We start from the raw sequence: 17,267 nt of genomic DNA on the forward strand, positions 1-17,267 counted from the left end.
GACCGTGGCGGGCCGCGGCGGGTGGGCCGCCGGCATCCAGGCCACGGCGGCCCGTAGCCACAAGCAGGAAAGCCGGGGGAGGTCGGCGCCACACCATGCACGTCACCCACCTGTCCCTGGCCGACTTCCGCTCGTACGCCCGGGTCGAGGTTCCGCTCGACCCGGGCGTCACCGCGTTCGTGGGGCCCAACGGCCAGGGCAAGACCAACCTCGTCGAAGCCGTCGGCTATCTGGCGACGCTCGGCAGCCACCGCGTCTCCTCGGACGCGCCCCTGGTACGCATGGGCGCCGACCGTGCCGTCATCCGGGCCGCCGTCCGGCAGGGCGAACGCCAGCAGCTCATCGAGCTGGAACTGAACCCGGGCAAGGCGAACCGCGCCCGCATCAACCGATCCTCGCAGGTCAGGCCCCGTGACGTCCTGGGCATCGTGCGTACGGTCCTGTTCGCCCCCGAGGACCTGGCCCTGATCAAGGGCGACCCCGGAGAGCGGCGGCGCTTCCTCGACGAGCTGATCACCGCCCGCTCCCCGCGCATGGCGGGAGTCCGCTCCGACTACGACCGCGTCCTGAAGCAGCGCAACACGCTCCTGAAGTCCGCCGCCCTCGCCCGGCGCCACGGCGGCCGCTCCATGGACCTGTCCACCCTCGACGTCTGGGACCAGCACCTCGCCCGGGCGGGCGCCGAGCTGCTCGCCCAGCGCCGCGACCTCATCGCCGCGCTCCAGCCGCTCGCCGACAAGGCATACGAACAGCTGGCCCCCGGCGGCGGCCCGCTCGGCCTCGACTACAAGCCGTCCTCGCCCGGCATCGTCGGCCACGCGCGCGAGGAGCTGTACGAGCAGCTGATCGCCGCCCTGGAAGAGGCCCGCAAACAGGAGATCGAGCGGGGCGTCACCCTCGTAGGACCCCACAGGGACGACCTACTACTCAAACTTGGCCAGCTGCCCGCGAAGGGATACGCCTCCCACGGAGAGTCGTGGTCCTACGCGCTCGCCCTGCGCCTCGCCTCGTACGACCTGCTCCGGGCCGAGGGCAATGAGCCGGTCCTCGTCCTCGACGACGTTTTCGCCGAGCTGGACGCGCGCCGGCGCGAGCGGCTCGCGGAACTGGTGGCCCCCGGGGAGCAGGTCCTGGTCACGGCCGCCGTGAACGACGACGTACCGGCTGTGCTCGCGGGCGCGCGGTACGCGGTGTCCGGAGGCGAGGTGGAGCGCGTATGACCGAGCCCGCCAAGCCGTCGGAGCCCGCCAAGCCGTCAGGGCCCGCCGAAGCATCGGGGCCCGCCCAGGCATCGGCCCGCCCCTCGGAGCCCGCCGAGGCCGGAGCGGCCAAGCCCGCGCCGCCCGAGCCCTCCGGCGTCGACCTCGCCCGCGTAGCCCTGCGCGCCGCCAAGGAACAGGCACGAGCGCGTGGGGACGCGACCCGTCAGAAGAAGCAGGCCCGGCGCGGCGGCCTGCGCTCGGGCGCGCGCTCCGACGGGCGCGACCCGCTGCCGCTCGGCTCCGCCATCAACCGGCTGATCACCGAGCGCGGCTGGGAGACCCCAGCGGCCGTCGGCGGTGTGATGGGCCGCTGGCCCGAGATCGTCGGCGAGGACCTGGCCAAGCACTGCGTACCGCAGCGGTACGACGAGAACGAGCGCGTCCTGACCGTGCAGTGCGACTCCACGGCCTGGGCGACGAACCTGCGCCTGCTCGCTCCGCAGCTGGTCGCGCGCCTGAACGAGGACCTGGGGCACGGCACCGTACGCCTCATCAAGGTCCTCGGACCCGGTGGCCCCGCGCGCCGCTTCGGACCCTTGCGGGCGCCCGGCAGCACGGGTCCAGGCGACACCTACGGATGACGAGATCCGGTCCGTAGCTGGGGGTTGACCGCCCGAAGCGCTGAGTGCCGCTGTGAGCCTCTTAGGGCCCGGGGTCGCATATGGGGAGTCGGCTGATGCCGGTTCAGGGCGGCACATGCGGACTCAGGTACCGGCAAACCCCCATCACTGTCGGCGCTACCGGTAGACTGGAAGCTAATCCCGCCCCAGTCGTGGGGAGCAGCGGGAGAAGCTGAGCAAGAGCTGAACCAGGCTTACCAACGCAACACGCCGCAGCCGCTCCGGCCAGCGCCGGGAGCTTGGCTTTGTGCTGTGCCAGAAAGGGCGCTTCGTGGCCGATTCCGGCAACCCCAACGAGAACATCCCGTCCACTGCCGCCGGCGACGGCGCCGTACCCCCCGAGGCCATCCAGGCCTCCGGCGAGGGCACGGCCTCGTACGACGCCAGCGCCATCACCGTCCTCGAGGGTCTGGACGCGGTCCGCAAGCGGCCCGGCATGTACATCGGCTCGACCGGTGAGCGTGGTCTGCATCACTTGGTCCAGGAAGTCGTCGACAACTCCGTCGACGAGGCCATGGCCGGGCACGCGGACACCATCGACGTGACGATCCTGGCGGACGGCGGCGTGCGCGTCGTCGACAACGGCCGTGGCATCCCGGTGGGCATCCACCCGGTCGAGAAGAAGCCGGCCGTCGAGGTCGTGCTCACCGTGCTGCACGCCGGCGGCAAGTTCGGCGGCGGAGGGTACGCCGTCTCCGGTGGTCTGCACGGCGTGGGTGTCTCCGTGGTGAACGCGCTCTCCACGAAGCTGTCCGTCGAGATCAGGACCGACGGATACCGCTGGACGCAGGACTACAAGGGGGGTGCCCCCACGGCACCGCTCGAGCGGCACGAGGCCACCGAGGAGACGGGCACGTCCGTCACCTTCTGGGCCGACGGCGACATCTTCGAGACGACCGAGTACTCCTTCGAGACGCTGTCGCGGCGCTTCCAGGAGATGGCCTTCCTCAACAAGGGCCTGACGATCAAGCTGACCGACGAGCGCGAGTCGGCCAAGGCCACGGCGGGCGCCGACTCCGCCGAGGCCACCGATGACACGGTCGAAGAGGTCCGCACGGTCACGTACCACTACGAGGGCGGCATCGTCGACTTCGTGACGTACCTCAACTCCCGCAAGGGCGAGGTCGTCCACCCGACCGTCATCGACATCGAGGCCGAGGACAAGGAGCGCCTGCTCTCGGTCGAGATCGCGATGCAGTGGAACTCGCAGTACAGCGAGGGTGTGTACTCCTTCGCCAACACGATCCACACGCACGAGGGCGGCACCCACGAAGAGGGCTTCCGTGCCGCGCTGACCGGTCTGGTGAACCGTTACGCGCGCGACAAGAAGCTGCTCCGCGAGAAGGACGACAACCTCACGGGTGAGGACATCCGCGAGGGTCTGACCGCGATCATCTCGGTGAAGCTCGGCGAGCCCCAGTTCGAGGGCCAGACCAAGACGAAGCTCGGCAACACCGAGGCGAAGACGTTCGTCCAGAAGGTCGTGCACGAGCACCTGACCGACTGGTTCGACCGGAACCCGAACGAGGCCGCGGACATCATCCGCAAGGGCATCCAGGCCGCCACCGCGCGCGTGGCCGCCCGCAAGGCGCGTGACCTCACCCGCCGCAAGGGCCTCCTGGAGACCGCCTCCCTGCCGGGCAAGCTCTCCGACTGCCAGTCGAACGACCCGACGAAGTGCGAGATCTTCATCGTCGAGGGTGACTCCGCGGGCGGCTCGGCCAAGTCCGGCCGCAACCCGGAGTACCAAGCGATCCTGCCCATCCGCGGCAAGATCCTGAACGTCGAGAAGGCCCGCGTCGACAAGATCCTCCAGAACCAGGAGATCCAGGCGCTGATCTCGGCCTTCGGCACCGGGGTCCACGAGGACTTCGACATCGAGAAGCTCCGCTATCACAAGATCATCCTGATGGCGGACGCCGACGTCGACGGCCAGCACATCAACACCCTGCTGCTGACGTTCCTCTTCCGCTTCATGCGTCCGCTCGTCGAGGCGGGCCACGTCTTCCTGTCGCGCCCGCCCCTTTACAAGATCAAGTGGGGCAAGGACGACTTCGAGTACGCGTACTCGGACCGCGAGCGCGACGCGCTGATCGAGCTGGGCCGCCAGAACGGCAAGCGGATCCGCGACGACTCGGTCCAGCGCTTCAAGGGTCTCGGCGAGATGAACGCCGAGGAGCTGCGCATCACCACGATGGACATCGAGCACCGCGTGCTCGGCCAGGTCACGCTCGACGACGCCGCCCAGGCCGACGACCTCTTCTCGGTCCTCATGGGCGAGGACGTCGAGGCGCGCCGCTCGTTCATCCAGCGCAACGCCAAGGACGTCCGCTTCCTCGACATCTGAGCCGGTCAGGCACCCCGACGGCTGCTGACTGACGTACGAAAGGATCTTGACCGGCCATGGCCGACGAGAACAACCCCATCCCTGCCGAGGACGGCGAAGGCCAGACGGTGCGCATCGAGCCCGTCGGGCTCGAGACCGAGATGCAGCGCTCGTATCTCGACTACGCGATGTCCGTCATCGTGTCCCGCGCGCTGCCGGACGTCCGTGACGGCCTGAAGCCCGTGCACCGCCGCGTCCTGTACGCGATGTACGACGGCGGGTACCGGCCCGAGAAGGGCTTCTACAAGTGCGCCCGCGTCGTCGGCGACGTCATGGGCAACTACCACCCGCACGGCGACTCCTCGATCTACGACGCGCTGGTCCGCCTCGCGCAGCCGTGGTCGATGCGCATGCCGCTGGTGGACTCGAACGGAAACTTCGGCTCTCCGGGCAACGACCCCGCGGCCGCCATGCGCTACACCGAGTGCAAGATGGCGCCGCTGTCCATGGAGATGGTCCGGGACATCGACGAGGAGACCGTCGACTTCACGGACAACTACGACGGTCGCTCCCAGGAGCCCACCGTCCTGCCGTCCCGCTTCCCGAACCTGCTCATCAACGGCTCGGCGGGCATCGCGGTCGGCATGGCGACCAACATCCCGCCGCACAACCTCCGCGAGGTCGCGGCCGGCGCGCAGTGGGCCCTGGAGCACCCGGAAGCCACGCACGAGGAGCTGCTCGACGCCCTGATCGAGCGCATCAAGGGCCCCGATTTCCCGACCGGCGCCCTCGTGGTGGGCCGCAAGGGCATCGAGGAGGCGTACCGCACGGGCCGTGGCTCCATCACGATGCGCGCGGTCGTCGAGGTCGAGGAGATCCAGAACCGCCAGTGCCTGGTGGTCACGGAACTGCCCTACCAGGTCAACCCGGACAACCTCGCGCAGAAGATCGCCGACCTGGTGAAGGACGGCAAGGTCGGCGGCATCGCCGACGTCCGCGACGAGACGTCGTCCCGTACGGGCCAGCGCCTGGTCATCGTCCTCAAGCGGGACGCGGTCGCCAAGGTCGTCCTGAACAACCTTTACAAGCACACGGACCTCCAGACGAACTTCGGCGCGAACATGCTGGCGCTCGTCGACGGCGTGCCGCGCACCCTGTCCCTGGACGCGTTCATCCGCCACTGGGTGAGCCACCAGATCGAGGTCATCGTCCGGCGCACGAAGTTCCGGCTGCGCAAGGCCGAGGAGCGCGCCCACATCCTGCGGGGCCTCCTCAAGGCCCTGGACGCCATCGACGAGGTCATCGCGCTCATCCGGCGCAGCGACACCGTCGAGGTCGCGCGCGAGGGCCTGATGGGCCTCCTGGAGATCGACGAGATCCAGGCCAACGCCATCCTGGAGATGCAGCTCCGCCGACTCGCCGCCCTGGAGCGCCAGAAGATCGTCGCCGAGCACGACGAGCTTCAGCAGAAGATCAACGAGTACAACGCGATCCTGGCTTCTCCGGAGAAGCAGCGCGCGATCGTCAGCGATGAGCTGGCCGCGATCGTCGACAGGTTCGGCGAGGACCGTCGCTCCGCCCTGGTGCCGTTCGACGGCGACATGTCCATCGAGGACCTGATCGCCGAAGAGGACATCGTCGTCACCATCACGCGCGGCGGCTACATCAAGCGCACCAAGACGGAGGACTACCGCTCGCAGAAGCGCGGCGGCAAGGGCGTGCGCGGCACGAAGCTGAAGCAGGACGACATCGTCGACCACTTCTTCGTGTCGACGACACACCACTGGCTGCTGTTCTTCACGAACAAGGGCCGCGTCTACCGCGCCAAGGCGTACGAGCTGCCGGACGCCGGGCGGGACGCGCGCGGACAGCACGTCGCGAACCTGCTCGCCTTCCAGCCGGACGAGGCGATCGCCGAGATCCTCGCGATCCGTGACTACGACGCCGTGCCCTACCTGGTGCTCGCCACCAAGGGTGGTCTGGTCAAGAAGACGCCTCTTAAGGATTACGATTCGCCTCGCTCCGGCGGTGTCATCGCCATCAACCTGCGCGAGACGGACGACGGTTCGGACGACGAGCTGATCGGCGCGGAGCTGGTGTCCGCCGAGGACGATCTGCTGCTGATCAGCAAGAAGGCGCAGTCGATCCGGTTCACCGCTACGGATGACGCGCTGCGCCCGATGGGCCGCGCGACCTCCGGCGTCAAGGGCATGAGCTTCCGCGACGGCGATCAGCTGCTCTCGATGAATGTGGTCCGGCCCGGTACGTTCGTCTTCACCGCCACCGATGGTGGGTACGCGAAGCGGACCGCCGTCGACGAGTACCGCGTCCAGGGCCGCGGTGGTCTCGGCATCAAGGCCGCCAAGATCGTCGAGGACCGCGGTGAGCTGGTCGGCGCGCTGGTGGTCGAGGAGACCGACGAGATCCTCGCCATCACCCTCTCCGGCGGTGTGATTCGCACGCGAGTCAACGAGGTCAGGGAGACGGGCCGTGACACCATGGGCGTCCAACTGATCAACCTGGGCAAGCGCGATGCCGTCGTCGGCATCGCTCGTAACGCCGAGGCGGGGCGCGAGGCCGAGGAAGTCGACGGGGTCGACGAATCGTCTGACGGCACTCCGGCCGTCGGTACGGACGAGGGCACAGCGTCCCCGGCCGAGTAGCGCGAGGAGTGAGTCATCGTGAGTGGAGCCACGGGCGCCGGAGCGGCTGGATCGCGTGGAACCAGCACAGAAGGTGCCCGTGGCTCCGCCACTGATGACGACTCCCACGAGTCTCATGGATCCCAGGGGGGGACTGTGACAGACACCCGAGGTCCGGGCACGCAGACGTCCGAGACCGAGGGCCCCGCCAAGAGCGGGGCTTCCAAGAGCGGGGCCGCCAAGGGTGGCACCAAGGGCGGAGCCGCCAAGAGCGGAGCCGCCAAGGGTGGGACCGCCAAGAAGAGCGCCTCCGCGGGGGGCGGAGCCAGCGCCCTGCCCGGCGAGCGCCCGCCCCAGCAGCAGGGTTCGCAGCCGTACCACCCGCCGCAGGCCTATCAGGCGGCCCCGGCCGGGGCGGTCCGCCGTCCCCGCACGGGGGCGCGCACCACCCCGCGCACGCGCAAGGCGAGGCTTCGGGTGGCCAAGACCGACCCCTGGTCGGTGATGAAGGTCAGCTTCCTGCTGTCCATCGCGCTCGGCATCTGCACGATCGTCGCGGCGGCCGTGCTGTGGATGGTCATGGACGCCATGGGCGTCTTCTCCACCGTCGGCGGCACGATCTCCGAGGCCACGGGGTCGAACGAGTCCAACGGCTTCGACCTCCAGGCGTTCCTCTCGCTCCCGCGCGTGCTGATCTTCACCTCGATCATCGCGGTCATCGACGTCGTCCTTGCGACGGCCCTCGCGACCCTCGCCGCGTTCATCTACAACCTCTCGGCGGGCTTCGTCGGCGGTGTGGAGCTGACGCTGGCCGAGGACGAGTAGCGGCGGCACGGTGACCGGCGCGCGCCGGTCACCGCGTCCCGGCTCGTGACCTACCGTGATCGACGGGCGCGCGCACCCCTGACAAGGGCGAGGTCACCGGCCCCCGGGCTATCGATTTTGGGACTGGCCCCCACGTGCGCTAATCTTCAGAGGTCAGCGCGCGGGGCGACCCGCAGAGCGCGGCGGGGCTATAGCTCAGTTGGTTAGAGCGCATCCCTGATAAGGATGAGGCCACAGGTTCAAATCCTGTTAGCCCCACCAGCACGAAGGCCCCCGATCGATTGCGGTTGGGGGCCTTCGGCATGTATGTACTCAGGATCTGTGGGCCCCTGCTGCCGCTCACACAGTGGCCTGGCGGTAGCTCGTAAGGCTGATCGGCCAGCTGCTGCGCGGGGCTCCCTTTCGGTCGCTGGACGGGACTCCTCGGCGACCGCTGCGCGGCCTCCTGCCGACGCTGAAAACACCTGTTCGCGATGCCCCGCGAGATCTACACTCGCCGGATGACCTTGGAATGGGAACAGGTAATCGTTCACTCGGTGGACCCCGAGGCCCTGGGACAGTGGTGGGCCGAGGCGCTGGGCTGGGTAGTGGTCCACTCCTCCGATGACGAGTACGAGATCCGTCCGGCCCCGGATCGCCTGCCAGGGTTGGACTTCGTACGGGTCGACGAGAGCAAGTCGTTCAAGAGCCGGCTGCACCTCGACTTCAGGCCTGACGACCAGGCCGCCGAAGTGGCCCGCCTCGAGGCGCACGGCGCGAAGCGCGTCGACATCGGCCAGGGCGACCAGTCATGGGTCGTCATGGCAGACCCCGAAGGCAACGAGTTCTGCATCCTCGGCCAGCGGCAGCAGTGAAAGGCCCTGGGCGCGCGCCCGGCCTGGTGGGCTCACGGCATATCCCGTTGAGCCCTCTCAGCAAGAAGACCCCCAGCCAGTACCGGCTGGGGGTCTTCCGCGTGTGTGACGTCCGCCGCGTCGAGTGCGGCTCCACGGTCCTCGGCTTTACGGCTCCGCGGCGAGGCTCGCGCTCGTGAGGGCCCCCGAGTCGTCGTCCGCGGTCTCAGCGTCCGTCGTGGGGAGGTGGCGGCAGCTCGGCGTCGAACCGTGGGCCTCGGCGCGGATGCGTTGCTTCATGGTGGGCGGCAGGGACCGTTCGTACGCCATCGCCCACGCGGCGAGCACGTGCTCCTGTGCGCTCGTCATGCTCTTGCACGTCGTCGTGACGTCCTGTACCGGCGTGGCCGCGGTCGCCGATGAGGCGAAGCCGAGCGCGGCGAACAGCGCGAGGACGGCGGAGACGAGTGTGGTCCACAGCTTCATGGCCTTGGTGGCGGGCATGACCTCTCACTTTCGGGTTGGGCGATTTGCGTACTTTCCTCATGATGTGTATGCGAGGCCGATGGTGGGGGACCGACGCTCCCGTCGCGCCGATGTTCAGATGAACACCACCCAGATGGGTGCAGGAGGCCCGAGAAAGCCGGGAAGCGGGGCAAGCTCGGCGAACCCTCCTGGGAACGGAGCGTAGGCGGAGGGATTCGGTCCGCATCTACTGCGGTGTCCCTGAGGGGAGTTGAGGCCGATCCAGGTCACCGATCGGTATCGGTCGGTGTGTATAGTCGGGCGCCAGAAGTCCCCTACGTCAAGGAAAGACGAGGTCGCGCGGTGAAGAAGCTTCTCCTGGTCGCACTGGCCGCCATCGGCGGGCTCCTCGTGTACCGCCAGATCCAGGCGGATCGCGCCGAGCAGGATCTGTGGACGGAGGCGACTGACTCCGTGCCCACGGGTTCGTGAGTATCGACAGCAGTCTCGTCGCAGGGCCCCGGTCGCTAGAGCGGTCGGGGCCCTGCGCTGTGCGAGGGGGCTTTTGTTCCGCTTGTCCCGAGTCGGGTCGCTGACGTCCTCCGGCCTGCGGGCGTGAGGCGCCCTGGGGTGTCCGTCTAGGGCGCCCTGCCGCTTCCGCTACGGGCCCCGGCCGCGTCTGCCGGCTTGCGGGTGGGGCCGCTCCCCGGCCGCGCCGGGAGGGGGCGGTGGCGCCTCCGCGGCAGCCGTGGCCCCCTGATTCACTTACGCAATTTCATTGCTTGCTTGGGCAAATCAATGGAGGGTGAGGTGGAGAGCGGCGTGACGCGGCACCGGGCGAGCCGTCGGACGGTGGCGGGGGCCGCGCTCCTGAGTGCGGTGTGGTGCGTGGCCGCGTCGCCCGGAGCCGCCGAAGCGGCCGAGACTCCTCAGCCGTACGCCTTCGCCGACGGCGTACGCACCGTCCCGGGCACGCCGAGCAGCACCGGGAGCCGCGCGCTCACACCGGGATCGACCTACCGGAGTTCCATCAAGCACCCCGGCGCCGGAGGCACGACGCAGCTCTACTACCGGCTCGACCTGGGCGCCAAGGACAACGTGTACGTCTCTGTCACCGCGCTCCCCGGCCTCGGCAGCCAGGTGGGCTCCGCGGACGGCATCCAGGTCTCCGTCGAGGACGCGAACGGCTTCGAATGCGACGCGGGCTCCGCACGCTTCGGCGCCTCACGCAGCCCTCGCCCCCTCACCGCGTCGGCTCTGCGTGCCGTAGGGGCGGACGAGGGCCCTTGCGCCACGGCAGGCACTTTCTACGTGGTCGTCGAGCGGAACGCTGCCTCCAGGCCGTCGATTTCCTCCACCACTACGGAGGACGCGATAGCGGGAGCCTCTTCTCCGGAGAGCTGGGACCTGGAGCTGCACGTCACGTCGGAGCCCGCGCTCGCCAAGCGGAGCGCGACGACGCCGCCCCCCACGGAGGCGCCCGCCGAGCCCGCCCCTCTCGGGGGCCCGGCCCGCCCACGCGCGGGAGGCAGCAGTTTCAGCACGGCCAAGGCCCTGGAGAAGGGCGTCTGGGGCGACCGGGTCGAGCCGGGGCACACGCGCTACTACCGCGTGCCTGTGGACTGGGGGCAGCGCCTCTCCACCACGGTCGAGCTGGGCGGAGCCCAGGGTGCGGGGCGCCCCGGCGGTATCGGGAGTTCCGGTGGAGCCGATGGCTCCCGCGGGTCCAGCGCGCCCGGGGCGGGCGGCGGCGGAGAGCGCGCGTACATCACGTCCGCGCTCGTCGTGTCCGTCTTCAACCCCGCGCGCGGGCCGGTCGACGACATGAGTACGGGGTACGACGGCAGCCAGAAGTCGACCACGCTGCCGACCTTGCCGCCCGTGGCCTACGAGAACCGGTACGCGCCCATCGACCGGGTCGCGGACGTGCGCTTCGCCGGGTGGTACTACCTGGCGGTCTCCCTCGACCCGGATGTCGGCGCGCAGTTCGGCGACAGCGCGGTCGGCCTGACCCTGCGGGTGGATGTCGCCGGGGAGCGGCGTACGGGACCCGCGTATGTGGGGGCGGCGCGGCCTGCGGACGCGTTCGGCGTGACCGAGCGGGACGAGACGGCGGGGCGGGGCGGCGCCGGAGGGGCCGAGACCCCCGGCGGGCCCGGTGAGGCGGCGGCTGCGGGCGGCGACGAAGCGATGAAAGTGCTGGCTGCCGCGGGCATCGGTACGGGCACGGTCCTGCTGGGCGTGCTGGGGGTGTGGACGCTGGTGGGACGGAGACGGGCGGCGGGGCGGGGGGCTTAGGCCTGAGGGGCGCCCTGCGTGGGGCCTCAGATGCGGGACAGGGCCCAGAAACCCACCGCGAAGCAGGCCAGCGCGGCGAGCAGCATGGGCAGCGCCACTTTCACGGGCGGGCCGGTGCGTTGGGGGCGGGCCGCGTGGGAGCGAGCGGCGCGGGGGCGAGGGGGTCGCTCCTTCGGCGGGGGCTCGGCCGCCTCCCGCAGCGGGGCCGATGGCGGTGAAGGCTGAGCTTCAACGGGCGTGGCTGGTCCCCGAATTCGATTGAGCGGGTTGGGAACCTGCCCCGGGTGAGCGGTGTATTGAGGAGTAGGAGCGTATGCGTAGGGGCGCTGCACCGAGGAGCCGGTGACCTGTGAGGGACCTGCCTCCGCCGTCGTCGGTGCGGTCTGACGGGGGGATGCCGCATGGGCGGGTTCGGCGTGGAGCGGGGGCTGTGCAGGGGGAGTGGGCGGCTGCGCGGGCTGTGGGGGCGCCTGCGTCGGCGGGGGAAGGTGGAAGCTTCCGGTTTCCGACATCGGGGGGCGCGGAGGGGGCGACGCGGGTGGCGCGGTTGGTTGAGGCGCAGGGTGTTGGGGCAAGGGCGGCTGGCCCATGGGCGGCCTGCCCAGGGGAGGGTGGCCGGTGACTGGCTGGCCCGTGGCCGGTCCGCCCGCGATCGGTTGGACCACGGAAGGCCGGTCCACGGACGGTTGCCCCGCAGGTGGCTGAGGTGGGGACGGCGGCGGAGTATGCGGCTGGGACGAGGGCAGCTGAGCAGCGGGCAGGTGAGCGGAGGACTGCTGGGATGCGGATTCCTGCGGCCCGGGCGCCTGCGGCTCGGAGGGGCGGTAAGCGGACAGCGGCGACCCGGAGTATTGAGAAGCGGAATGCGAAGGCGTGCTGTGTGGAGGCACGGCATGTTGAGCCCCAGCATGCTGAGACCCAGCATGCTGAGACCCAGAGTGTTGAGTCGCGGGCGGCCGTGTCGGTGGTGGCTGGGGCGCGGAGACGAGAGGGCCGTCGGGGCCGAACCCCTCGGGCAGCGGCCCCAGTTGGTCGAAGATCTCGACAAGCTCTTCGTGGGGCTCGGGCTCCGGCAGCACCTCGGCGGCGGAGGCGAGCGCCTTGCGCGCCCCCGTGGCGGTGCGGAAGCGCGCCTGCGGATCGGGTTGCAGCAGCGTCGCGATGACCTGCCACAGCGGCTCGGGCACGCCGCGGGGAGCGCCCGGGGTGCCGTGTGCGGCGAAGTGCTCGATGAGGGCCTTGGCGTCCGGCTTGGCGCCCTGGAGGAGGTAGAGGGCGACGAGGCCGACGGCGAAGAGATCGGCGGTGAAGTCCGGCTCGGCGCCCAGCATTTGCTCGGGCGCGAAATATCCGGGCGTGCCCACCACGTAGTCCGTCTCGGTCAGCCGCGGCTCGCCCTTGCGCATCGAGATGCCGAAGTCGGAAAGGCGCAGATGCGGGCGCCGTGTCCCGGTGGCTTCGAGGAGTATGTTGGCGGGCTTGATGTCGCGGTGTACGACGCCTTCCGCGTGCACCGCCGCGAGCCCGGCGAGGAGCTGGTCGAGGAGCGTGCAGCAGAAGCGGGGCGGCAGCGCTCCATAGTCGCCGATGACATGGGCGAGCGAGCCGCCGGTGACCAGGTCCATGGTGAACAGGACCTGGTCGTCGTCGGCGGCCCAGCTGGCGGGGGCGAGCACGTGCGGATGGTCGATCCTCAGTGCCTGCTCGCGCACGAAGCGGAGCAGCGTGTGGGCATTGCGCTGCTGGAGGACCTTGGCGGCCACATACCGGCGCCGCCGCTGGTCCCAGGCACGCCATACGGCGCCTACTCCCCCGCGCCCGATCGGGTCGACGAGTTCGTACCGGCCGGCGAAGACCTCACCCATGGTCGTGCCCCGCTCCCCTTCCGGGCCGCCCGGCAGCGGCCCGGCCGACGGCTCAGCTCTGGTGCGCCTCGTAGTGGGCGACGGCGTCCGCGGTGCGGCCCGCCCCGTACACCCGGAGGAACTCTGCCAGTTCCGGGTGGGTCGGGGCGAGGGAGTCCGCGGCATCGATGATGTCGCCCGCCGCCGCGACGGAGCGCAGCAGCGACTGGATCTCGCGCACCACGCGCTTCACCGTGGGGGCGCCCGAACTCGACGTGGTCTGGGTCGTGTTGGTCAGTACGGAACCCCCCTGGGACTTCTTGATCTCGTCCATGCGGTCGGTTGCCTCGGCGGCGCTCACGCTGCCGTCCGCGACCTGCCCCGCCAGCTCCTGTAGCAGCTGGACGCGCTGGACCACGGCCGGATTGCCGATCTTGGCGCGCTGGCCGCTCATCAGCTGGGACAGCATGGGCGCGGACAGACCGAGCACCCCGGCAAGGCGTGCCTGGTTCAGGCCCAGGTCGTCGATGAGGCGACGGAAGAGTGCGCCCAGCGGCTCCCCGTACCAATTCCGCTGGAGTTCCCGTGCTCTTGCGGTCGATTCTTGCTGTGCAGCGTCCATGTTGCGTCTCCCCATCGCTTCCCCATTGGACCGTGGTTCGCTGCCGCGAACCACGTCGAGCATCTTACGGAGAGTGGTCGCGCACGGGGACCCCCAATCCTTTTGCGAGATCCCCCCGGGGACCCGGTACTCTGGTCTGCGACGCTCACCGGGCCGTGATCTTCACAGAGCGGTGTCGTTGTCCGGGGCCTTAGCTCAGTTGGTAGAGCGCTGTCTTTGCATGGCAGATGTCAGGGGTTCGACTCCCCTAGGCTCCACCCCTGGAGAGCCCCTTTGACCTGCGGAAACGTAGGGCGAAGGGGCTCTTTTGCGATGCGGGTCAGGGCTGTGCGGCGGAGGGCCGGGCGGCGAGCCGGAGGCCGGTGGCGACCGTGCAGGCCATGGCGAGGCCCGCCAGGGGGACGGCCAAGTGACCGACGAAGCTGCTGGCCAGGACCAGGGTGGCCCCGACGGGCAGGACGGCGTGCTGAGCGGTGCCCCGCTTGAAGTGGCGGGCGTGCACGGCCCAGGTCGTGATCATGAACAGGGCTGTGGGCACGGTGACGGCGAGGGACGCCGTGAGCGTGGAGACGTGGGCGTGATGGGTGGCCTGCTCGACGGCCACCTCGATGCCCGCGCCGATCGCGGCGGCCGAGCCGAAGATCACGTAGTGGCTGTAGGCCCAGAGGAACGGGTGCTGGTGGGTGGCCAGGTACTCGTGGATGGGCACGGCGAAGTAGATCCAGAACGCGGCGAAGACGATGATCAGCCCGCCGGCCGCGATCGGCAGCAGCTCGTCCAGGGCGGCGGACTCGTCCAGGGCCGTGCGCACCGCGACGGTGGCGGCGGCGATGGTCTCGCCGAGCACGATGAGGGTGAACAGGCCGTAGCGTTCGGCGATGTGGTGCGGGTGCCAGGTGGTGCGGTAGTGCTGCTCGGCGAAGGCGGGGACCGCGAGGTCGGCGACGGCCAGCGGCACGAACCCCCACCACCAGGCGCCGTCGGGGAGCAGCAGCAGGACGACCCAGCCGATCTGTACGGCCACGAGCCCGGCGGCGTAGCGCAGGGCGGTCTGCCGGGCGGCCCCCGTCTCGCCGCGCGCGGCACGTAGCCACTGGATGGTGAGGGCCGCCCGCATGATCACGTAGCCGATGACGGCGACGGCGTAGTCGCCGTGGTCGAAGGCCCGGGGAATGCCCGCGGCGAGGACGAGGACGCCTGCCATCTGCACGAGGGTGGCGAGCCGGTAGGGGACGTCGTCGGTGTCGTAGGCGGAGGCGAACCAGGTGAAGTTCACCCAGGCTCACCAGATGGCGAAGAAGACCAGGAGGTAACCGCCGATCCCGTGGCCGGGGTCGCCTTCGGCGATCGCGTGCACGAGGCGGGCGCCCGCCTGGGCCACCGCGACCACGAAACACAGGTCGAAGAGCAGTTCCAGCGGGGTCGCCGTGCGGTGCGGTTCGTCGCGGCGCCGGGCCGTCATGGGCACGAGCGGCACCACCGACCGGCCGTGCCCCACGCCCGACGGGGTGTTCTCGCTCATCGCGGTGCCTCCCGCTCCGGGGTCCGGCCGTGTGAGGGCCGTTTCTCTCAAGAATGTCCCGGTATGGGAAGGCTCGCAGCCTGCCGGTTGCCCTGTGGGTGGGTGGGCGGGCGCACGTGTTCACTTACGCAACCGGCAGGGGGCCCGCCTTGCGGTGGCAAGGCGGGCCCCAGGGTGATCTTCGTAGTGTTTCCGCAGGTCAGGGGTGGTTGAGGTGGGGTTTGCGAGGGCGCTGACCCTAGTTCAGATCATTACGCTCGGTCACCGAACCGGCGGTTCAGACGGCGTACGAGCACTCCGGCGCCGATGAGGAGGCCGCTGGCGGTGACGAGGGCGATGGTGCTGCCGGAGCCGGTCTGGGGCATCTCAGGCGGGCGCGAGGTGCTGGGCGACGGGGACGGAGGCCGCGAGGTGGGCGGCCGGGTCGTGGGCGGCTGCGACGTCGGCGGGGTGGACGTGGGGGGCTGGGACGTCGGGGGGTGCGACGTGGGCGGCTGCGAGGTGGGCGGCTGCGTCGTCGGGGGCGGGGTCGTCGGCGGTCGAGTCGTGGGCGGCGGAGTGGTGGGGGTGTCGCCGTAGCCGGTGGGGCCGTGGTCGTCGTCGCCGTAACCGGAATCCTTGGGGCCGCCGTAGCCGCCGGGCTCGTCGCTGTCCCTGTGGCCGTCTCCGTAGCCGACTTCACGGTCGTCGTGGCGGCCGTGCTCGTCGGCATCGCCGTAGTCGGAGCCGTACGTGCCGTCGTTTCCGGAGTGGTCGGAGCCGTACGTGCCGTCGTATCCGGAGTCGTCGTATCCGGAGTGGTCACGTCCGGAATGGCCGGGATCCCTCAGGGCCCCGTGGTCCGTCGAGTCTCCGTGGTGCGAGGAGGAGGGCGCGTCCGGGCCGTGGTTGCTGTTTCCGCTGTCGGATGACGGTGGCTCAGCCCGCTTGGCGGTGGCGGGTGATGGTGGCTCGGCTCGCTTGGCGACCGCGCCGTCGGGCGTGGTGTCGCCCGCCGTGGACTCGGCCTTCCGCGCGGAGGACCCCGTCAGGGCGGGCGGTGCCGCGGCGGCCGCGGGAGGCGCGTGCACCTTGGCTGCTCCCGGTGCCTGGTCGGCGTCCCCGGCCAGTGCGGTGCCGCACGCGACGCCGACGGCGCAGGCCGTGCCGACGGCCATGGCCACGGCCGTCCCGGACTTTCTCAGAACTCGCATGACAGGTTCCTCCATGCAGACAATCTGGTTAATCTGCATCCAAACAGGGCACTTTTGCTCCGCCGTCGATGACTCGCGGAAGGGGATGCGCGCCGCTCGTGCCTTCACCCGACCGGAAGACGAACCGCGGGCGCGGGACCTCCGGAGACGCGTTCGGGGCCGGCCACGGCGGTGGCCGGCCCCGAACGATGGCGGGAGGGAGGAGGTGTCAGTGGTTGCCCGCGCCGTTGCCCGAGAGGATCGGGATGTCGCTGAGGATGTGCGACAGCGGCTCGTCGCCCTTGGCCTGCGTCGAGTTCTCGACACACTGCTGGTTCTGCGGGGCGGACAGGACGTTGATGTCCTGGACGGCGATCGGGACCAGGCCGACGATGGAGCCCGCGTTCACCTTGGCCGGCAGACCGATGCAGGGCTTGTTGAGCGAGCCCTGGACGAGTGACATCTGCGGGCTCATGTTGCCGTGCGTCGAGGAGTTGCCGAACGCCTGCGAGGCGCCGTTGCCGCTCTTCGACGTGGTGCCCGTGTCGTCGCCGATGGCGAGGGCCTGCGGGGCCGCGACGGCCGACATGCCCGCGACGGACGCGGCGATGGCGGCGGAGGCCAGGACCTTCTTCATGTGGGTTCCCTTCGGAAAGAGGCTCCGTTACGGAGCCGCGTGATGATCAACTGAGTGGTGGCGCCGGAGTTGCGCCCCTTGACCTGGTCGGCCCATTAGTGGGCTCATCGCTCAGAACGTGAAATCGTGGAACCGACCGGGCTGCCGCTCACGTAGGACATGGGCGTCACCTGCGCGTATCCGAAGCGGTCGGCCGCCG

Annotated in this window: 13 protein-coding genes, 2 tRNA genes and 1 pseudogene; 10 read left to right on the plus strand and 6 right to left on the minus strand. The window is 70.1% G+C overall.

The window, feature by feature from the left end; all coding sequences use genetic code 11:
• Positions 1 to 95 precede the first annotated feature (95 nt).
• From recF to AC07GB_RS03840, 7 genes are all read left to right on the plus strand, one after another.
• Positions 96 to 1,220: a DNA replication/repair protein RecF gene (gene recF / locus AC07GB_RS03810; RefSeq protein WP_478841594.1), complete on the plus strand. Its 1,125-nt coding sequence runs from the start codon at positions 96 to 98 to the stop codon at positions 1,218 to 1,220.
• Entirely contained in the window at positions 1,217 to 1,843 is a 627-nt protein-coding gene (locus tag AC07GB_RS03815) for a DciA family protein (RefSeq protein ID WP_478841595.1), read from the plus strand. The genes recF and AC07GB_RS03815 overlap by 4 nt, the downstream gene beginning before the upstream one ends.
• 286 nt (positions 1,844 to 2,129) lie before the next feature.
• Positions 2,130 to 4,229, plus strand: coding sequence for a DNA topoisomerase (ATP-hydrolyzing) subunit B (gene gyrB / locus AC07GB_RS03820; protein WP_478841596.1), 2,100 nt, complete (start codon positions 2,130 to 2,132; stop codon positions 4,227 to 4,229).
• Positions 4,230 to 4,285: 56 nt separating this feature from the next.
• Complete coding sequence (gene gyrA, locus AC07GB_RS03825) at positions 4,286 to 6,871, plus strand: DNA gyrase subunit A (protein WP_478841597.1); 2,586 nt, start codon at positions 4,286 to 4,288, stop codon at positions 6,869 to 6,871.
• Positions 6,872 to 6,889: 18 nt separating this feature from the next.
• Entirely contained in the window at positions 6,890 to 7,675 is a 786-nt protein-coding gene (locus AC07GB_RS03830) for a DUF3566 domain-containing protein (RefSeq protein ID WP_478841598.1), read from the plus strand.
• Between the two features lie 184 nt (positions 7,676 to 7,859).
• Positions 7,860 to 7,936: transfer RNA gene (locus AC07GB_RS03835), tRNA-Ile, on the plus strand.
• Between the two features lie 239 nt (positions 7,937 to 8,175).
• A complete protein-coding gene (locus AC07GB_RS03840; RefSeq protein WP_478841599.1) occupies positions 8,176 to 8,529 on the plus strand; it encodes a VOC family protein in 354 nt (117 codons plus the stop codon).
• Between the two features lie 147 nt (positions 8,530 to 8,676).
• Here AC07GB_RS03840 and AC07GB_RS03845 read toward each other — a convergent pair whose 3' ends face one another.
• A complete protein-coding gene (locus AC07GB_RS03845) occupies positions 8,677 to 9,012 on the minus strand; it encodes a DUF6344 domain-containing protein (protein ID WP_478841600.1) in 336 nt (111 codons plus the stop codon).
• 324 nt (positions 9,013 to 9,336) lie between these two features.
• Between AC07GB_RS03845 and AC07GB_RS03850 the strand changes: the two genes are divergently transcribed.
• Both AC07GB_RS03850 and AC07GB_RS03855 read left to right on the plus strand, forming a co-directional pair.
• Positions 9,337 to 9,465 (plus strand): DLW-39 family protein, encoded by a 129-nt coding sequence (locus tag AC07GB_RS03850; protein WP_003999697.1) that lies wholly within the window; start codon positions 9,337 to 9,339, stop codon positions 9,463 to 9,465.
• Between the two features lie 330 nt (positions 9,466 to 9,795).
• Positions 9,796 to 11,271: a hypothetical protein gene (locus AC07GB_RS03855; protein WP_478841601.1), complete on the plus strand. Its 1,476-nt coding sequence runs from the start codon at positions 9,796 to 9,798 to the stop codon at positions 11,269 to 11,271.
• Positions 11,272 to 11,297: 26 nt separating this feature from the next.
• Here the strand turns inward: AC07GB_RS03855 and AC07GB_RS03860 are convergent, their stop codons facing one another.
• The gene (locus AC07GB_RS03860; RefSeq protein ID WP_478841602.1) at positions 11,298 to 13,136 is read right to left on the minus strand and encodes a serine/threonine-protein kinase; all 1,839 of its coding nucleotides are present in this window, start codon (positions 13,134 to 13,136) and stop codon (positions 11,298 to 11,300) included.
• A gap of 52 nt (positions 13,137 to 13,188) precedes the next feature.
• Positions 13,189 to 13,737 (minus strand): helix-turn-helix domain-containing protein, encoded by a 549-nt coding sequence (locus tag AC07GB_RS03865; RefSeq protein WP_138960712.1) that lies wholly within the window; start codon positions 13,735 to 13,737, stop codon positions 13,189 to 13,191.
• 184 nt (positions 13,738 to 13,921) lie between these two features.
• Between AC07GB_RS03865 and AC07GB_RS03870 the strand changes: the two genes are divergently transcribed.
• Positions 13,922 to 13,994, plus strand: a tRNA-Ala gene (locus tag AC07GB_RS03870).
• Positions 13,995 to 14,056: 62 nt separating this feature from the next.
• Here the strand turns inward: AC07GB_RS03870 and AC07GB_RS03875 are convergent.
• The 3 genes and pseudogenes from AC07GB_RS03875 to AC07GB_RS03885 all read right to left on the minus strand — a co-directional run bounded on the left by AC07GB_RS03875 (position 14,057) and on the right by AC07GB_RS03885 (position 17,068).
• Positions 14,057 to 15,259 (minus strand): annotated as a pseudogene (locus AC07GB_RS03875) (low temperature requirement protein A).
• A gap of 251 nt (positions 15,260 to 15,510) precedes the next feature.
• Positions 15,511 to 16,452 (minus strand): LPXTG cell wall anchor domain-containing protein, encoded by a 942-nt coding sequence (locus AC07GB_RS03880; RefSeq protein WP_478841603.1) that lies wholly within the window; start codon positions 16,450 to 16,452, stop codon positions 15,511 to 15,513.
• Between the two features lie 208 nt (positions 16,453 to 16,660).
• Positions 16,661 to 17,068, minus strand: a complete 408-nt coding sequence (locus tag AC07GB_RS03885) for a rodlin (RefSeq protein ID WP_478841604.1) — start codon at positions 17,066 to 17,068, stop codon at positions 16,661 to 16,663.
• Positions 17,069 to 17,267: the final 199 nt, after the last annotated feature.

Source organism: Streptomyces sp. NPDC045778 (assembly GCF_056431945.1).

Coding starts and splice junctions, on each gene's coding strand:
- recF (WP_478841594.1), top strand. CDS start 96: ATGCACGTCACCCACCTGTCCCTGGCCGACTTCCGCTCGTACGCCCGG.
- AC07GB_RS03815 (WP_478841595.1), top strand. CDS start 1,217: ATGACCGAGCCCGCCAAGCCGTCGGAGCCCGCCAAGCCGTCAGGGCCC.
- gyrA (WP_478841597.1), top strand. CDS start 4,286: ATGGCCGACGAGAACAACCCCATCCCTGCCGAGGACGGCGAAGGCCAG.
- AC07GB_RS03840 (WP_478841599.1), top strand. CDS start 8,176: ATGACCTTGGAATGGGAACAGGTAATCGTTCACTCGGTGGACCCCGAG.
- AC07GB_RS03845 (WP_478841600.1), bottom strand. CDS start 9,012: ATGCCCGCCACCAAGGCCATGAAGCTGTGGACCACACTCGTCTCCGCC.
- AC07GB_RS03860 (WP_478841602.1), bottom strand. CDS start 13,136: ATGGGTGAGGTCTTCGCCGGCCGGTACGAACTCGTCGACCCGATCGGG.
- AC07GB_RS03865 (WP_138960712.1), bottom strand. CDS start 13,737: ATGGACGCTGCACAGCAAGAATCGACCGCAAGAGCACGGGAACTCCAG.
- AC07GB_RS03880 (WP_478841603.1), bottom strand. CDS start 16,452: ATGCGAGTTCTGAGAAAGTCCGGGACGGCCGTGGCCATGGCCGTCGGC.
- AC07GB_RS03885 (WP_478841604.1), bottom strand. CDS start 17,068: ATGAAGAAGGTCCTGGCCTCCGCCGCCATCGCCGCGTCCGTCGCGGGC.